This window comes from Daejeonella sp. (genome assembly GCF_046590655.1).
GTDB lineage: Bacteria > Bacteroidota > Bacteroidia > Sphingobacteriales > Sphingobacteriaceae > Daejeonella.
In genome coordinates, this window is record NZ_JBKJUM010000096.1 from 1 (window position 1) to 4,715 (window position 4,715).

Annotated in this window: 4 protein-coding genes; 2 read left to right on the forward strand and 2 right to left on the reverse strand. The window is 43.5% G+C overall.

From position 1 onward, the window contains the following. Both ACLL8Z_RS09450 and ACLL8Z_RS09455 read right to left on the reverse strand, forming a co-directional pair. Window positions 1-744: patatin-like phospholipase family protein (locus tag ACLL8Z_RS09450; protein ID WP_411274533.1), on the reverse strand; the 744-nt coding region annotated here is incomplete at its 3' end. A gap of 160 nt (window positions 745-904) precedes the next feature. Further along, the gene (locus ACLL8Z_RS09455; RefSeq protein ID WP_411274534.1) at window positions 905-1,729 is read right to left on the reverse strand and encodes a gliding motility lipoprotein GldB; all 825 of its coding nucleotides are present in this window, start codon (window positions 1,727-1,729) and stop codon (window positions 905-907) included. Window positions 1,730-2,111: 382 nt separating this feature from the next. Between ACLL8Z_RS09455 and ACLL8Z_RS09460 the strand changes: the two genes are divergently transcribed. Then, window positions 2,112-3,752 (forward strand): NAD+ synthase, encoded by a 1,641-nt coding sequence (locus ACLL8Z_RS09460; protein WP_411274535.1) that lies wholly within the window; start codon window positions 2,112-2,114, stop codon window positions 3,750-3,752. A gap of 765 nt (window positions 3,753-4,517) precedes the next feature. Beyond that, a partial coding sequence (locus tag ACLL8Z_RS09465; protein ID WP_411274536.1) for a GIY-YIG nuclease family protein occupies window positions 4,518-4,715 on the forward strand: 198 nt, incomplete at its 3' end.

Here is a 4,715-nt window from a genome sequence, read left to right on the forward strand (position 1 = left end):
CTCATCACTCTTCAATTTCATCAGCGCCGCATTATAAGAAAGCCAATAGATATCTTCTGTTTTTTTCACATCAAACACACTTGTTGCTCCCATTCCCTCGGGTTCGATCAGCACATCCAAAAACCGGCATTTATTTTCCATATCCGAATTAATCGACATAATAGCCGCCCTTTCGAACAATTGACGGAAATTTGAAATGGTACTTACTACAGGCAGGTGGTTGCATGAAGAGCCAATAATAAAATCGCAGTCCTTCCTGATGGGTTCAATGGGAAAGTTATCCAGAACACCGCCATCGACATACATTTTCCCGTCGATTATAACAGGCTTAAATACCCCGGGAATGGAGCAGGAGGCCAGAACAGCTTCAATCAAATTTCCGGAAGAAAAGTACCGGAGTTTGCCTTCACTGAAATTAGTAGCAGCAATAATTAATGGGGTCTTCAATCCCTCAAACGAATCGTGAGGCAGATGCTCCAGAAATAGCGGCCTCGTATTATCAAGAGAAAGCAATCCTGCATTTCTGAAGGCCGGCCTGAGAAATTTATACAATTTGGTTTTTAAGAAAATCTGCAGAATTTCATAAGGCTCCAATCCCTGAGCGTACAGCGAACCCACAATAGAACCCGCACTGGTACCGCTAATCTTGCAAAATTTAATACCTGCTTCAGTAAGCGCCTGAAGAACACCTAAATGAGCTATCCCACGTATTCCACCACCGGAAAGAACCAAACCAATTTTCATTGTCTATAATTTTTAAAGGAACCAAGAACCAAGAGTCAAGACACCCACCGAGCGTACCATACGGGTATGCGTCCAGCCTGGTAACGGGTAACTGGCAACCCAACCCCCATTACCTCTCCGCCCAGTCTAACAACTAACCAACTAACCTCTAACAACTAACCTACATCTTCGGTTTATACCTCGCCCCCGTTAAAATTTTCTGAGCATCTTTTTCCCCCATTAACTCCTGTAAAGTGACGTCCGGATTCTTTTCCATATAGGCTCTCACAATCTGCCATCCCGTCCATACCCCAAGCTTAGGCGCAGAATCAGAATTTTCCCCAATACCCGGCGTGAAAGGTGCTTCTGCCAGATATTTCTGAATCTTCATATAGTCTGAATTAAAGAGAAGCTCGTTTTCAAGCAGGTAAGCCCAAATACCACCTTCATTTTCTTCGCACCACTGCAATTGCTGAGTAGTATAACCAATCTTAAGCGTATCAGCGACCTCAGGCATAAAGGAATCCAACATATAGAGAATCTTTCCATTATATACCATTTTAGCGAGTAAACTCCTGTCCTGGTCCTGCTCAGGATACATTTCTTCCCGTACAAACGTTTCGATAACTCTTGGCGTGAGATTCTCCGGTGTAAAACGGCGTGCAATGTAATGCGGGATACTTTGCCGCAATGCCGGGTAAAACCTATCGCCCTGTTTTCCCAGAAACATGTCAAGCCCGATCCCTATGTAGTCGTTCCCAATGGGTGTCTGTACGGCGAAGCCAGAAATAAATGTAATCAAACGCGGGATCTTCTGCTTGGGATAATAATAACGGACATGTTTAAAAGCATCGTTTAACTCTGCCTCTTGTCTATCCAGGTCTGGAAAAGCTTTGTCAATCGAAGACTTTAATTCCAGATAATCCTTGCTTTGCAATACATCAGCCAGATTATTTAAATAAGATGGGCCGGCAGCAGGAGAGCCCACGCTCAGCATCTGCTCCATATAATCATCATAAAACCAGGTATATCGCTTCCTAAGCTGCTCCGCCTTCTCCCCTAAATCACTCCCCTCCGACCTCCGACCTCCGCCTTCCGCCTTCCGCCTTCCGACCTCCGACCTCCGACCCCAGACCTCCGACCTCCGACTTCCGACTTCCGACCTCCGACCCCAGACCTCCTAAATCCTTATCGAACCTTTCAATGGAAACCTTCAACTCCACCTCCGACACATCCGGGCCTTTTCTATTATTACAGGATGCAGCAACAAGGCAAATGGAAAAAAACAGGTAAATTTGGATGATCCTCATGGCTACATGATATCAGCTAAATTATGAATTCGAACGTGAAAAGTCTATGGCTATTCATGAGTAAAGACAAATTATTGTATGAAGATTGCGTTAGCACAGTTAAATTATATAATCGGCGATTTTAATTTCAACACTCAAAAAATTATTTCCGCGATTTACGAGGCAAAATCAAAAGGTGCCGATCTTGTGGTGTTTGCAGAATTATCCGTCTGCGGATATCCTCCAAGAGATTTTCTTGAATTTTCTGAATTTATAGAGTCCTGCGAGAACTCGGCACGACAGATTGCAAAAGAATGCACTGGAATTGCCTGCATCATCGGTATCCCAACAAAAAACCCAAAGGTACAGGGGAAAGATCTGTTCAATTCTGCATATTTCATTGAAAACGGAACAATAAAGTCTGTTGTGAATAAAGCACTCTTACCTAACTATGATGTTTTCGACGAGTACAGATATTTCGAACCCGCGATCGATTTTAAATGTGTCGACTTCATGGGATGTAAGATAGCGCTGACCATATGTGAAGATCTATGGAATATCAACGATAACCCGATGTATGTCACCTGTCCGATGGATATGCTCATCGGCGAAAAGCCGGATCTGATGATCAATATTGCAGCTTCACCATTTGCTTACAATCATGATGAGGAGCGCGTTTTGATTCTTGGGGATAACTGCAGAAAATATCAATTGCCGCTTTTCTATGTGAATCAGGTAGGTGCGCAGACCGAAATAATATTTGATGGCGGCTCTCTTGTTTTTGATGAAACAGGGTCCTTGCTGGATGAAATGCCATATTTCACTGAAGAGTTAAAAGTGTATGAATTTGATCAGGGCAGGGTTAAAGGTTTGAAGCCTGTTGAGCACTATCCCCAGGGAGATATTAAGCAAATTCATGATGCATTGGTCCTGGGCATTAAAGATTATTTTCAAAAATCAGGTTTCTCAAAAGCGGTTCTTGGATTATCAGGAGGAATTGACTCGGCACTTGTCTGCGCCCTGGCAGCCGAAGCACTCGGGCCGGAAAATGTAATGGCTGTTTTGATGCCTTCTGAATTTTCATCCGATCATTCTATTGAGGATGCTTTAGACCTGGTAAAAAATCTCGGTTGTATGCATGAGGTAATTCCTATAAAGGAAGCGACTCTTGCTTTTCAAAATATGATGAAGCCTGTATTTAAAGATCTTCCATTTAGCGTAGCCGAAGAAAACATGCAGGCCAGAAGCCGGGCTATTGTAGTGATGGCCATGTCCAATAAGTTCGGTTACATTCTGTTAAATACCTCTAACAAGAGCGAATGTGCTGTGGGATATGGAACCCTTTACGGTGATATGGCAGGAGCAATCGGTGTCCTGGGCGATGTTTACAAAACCCAGGTTTACAAGCTTGCAAACTACATAAATCGTGACCGCTCGATCATCCCCCAGAATAGTATCGTAAAACCTCCTTCAGCAGAACTTCGGCCAGGTCAGAAAGATTCTGACTCACTTCCGGAATATGATGTGCTTGACGCTGTATTATTCCAGTACATAGAACTTAAAAAGGGCTCGGAATCAATAATTCAACTGGGCTTCGATGAGGCACTGGTCAGAAAAGTTCTTAAAATGGTTAACGTCGCCGAATTTAAGCGCAACCAGGCCCCACCAATTTTGAGGGTATCACCGAAAGCGTTTGGGATGGGGAGGAGGATGCCGGTGGTTGGGAAATACCTCGGTTAAGGGGAGAGGGGAAACCCGATAGCCATTGGGCGGAGAATAGAAAATAAATAATAAAGAAGGAAATGGAGAATAGAAATAGAAAATTGATTATTAGTTAGCCGATTAGGTACGTTAGCCTGGTAACAGGTAACTGGTAGCTGGCCAGCCGATTGCTCTCGGCAGGCAACCAACCAACCGGCAGTCAGGGAAATTCTCCCAATTATCACCCCAGCGTCACCAATCTGTAACAAAACTATATGTTGCAACAGTTAATCTCAAAAAATCCGTTTATTTACTAAATATGATTATCCTGCCTACCGGACAGGCAGGTAAGTTTGATCTTTTAAGGATCAGCTTTAAGATAACCGGGTTCATGCCGGGAGTTTAGTTTGGTTTAGTTTAGTTTTAGTTTAGTAGAATCCGTTCCTGTTAAAGGGGCGGATTTTTTGGTTAGACATCATAAAAGGTCAGTATCAGTATAGCAGCACGTGCGAACCAATGCTGTCCCTTGGTTGGCTTTTATAAGTTAGCAGTTAAATCGACGTACGATGAGGTCCCTCGCTTCGCGGGTTAACGTACAAGGTGTGTTTGGTGGCAGGAGGTCCCTCGCTTTGCGGGTTAATGTACAAGGTGTGTTTGGTGGCAGGAGGTCCCTCGCTTTGCTTCGGGATGACGACGAATGATTTTTTAAGTATGGGAGATTTCTCCTCGCGGCACGTTTATCGTAAATGATAATATTCCCAGTCGCTCGTCGAAATTGGTCCCATTACTAATCCGTTGTTACCATTGACTAATCCAATTTCATCGAACGTATTTGGATTCCTATATTCCACGATGGACAGAGGTGGGTTTGTTTACATGATGACTAATAAGTATAAAACAACCTTGTATGTTGGGGTAACCTCCGACCTTCGTTCAAGAGTGATACAACATAGGGAGCATTTTTATCCCGACAGCTTCACTGCCAAATACAATCTTAGTTCT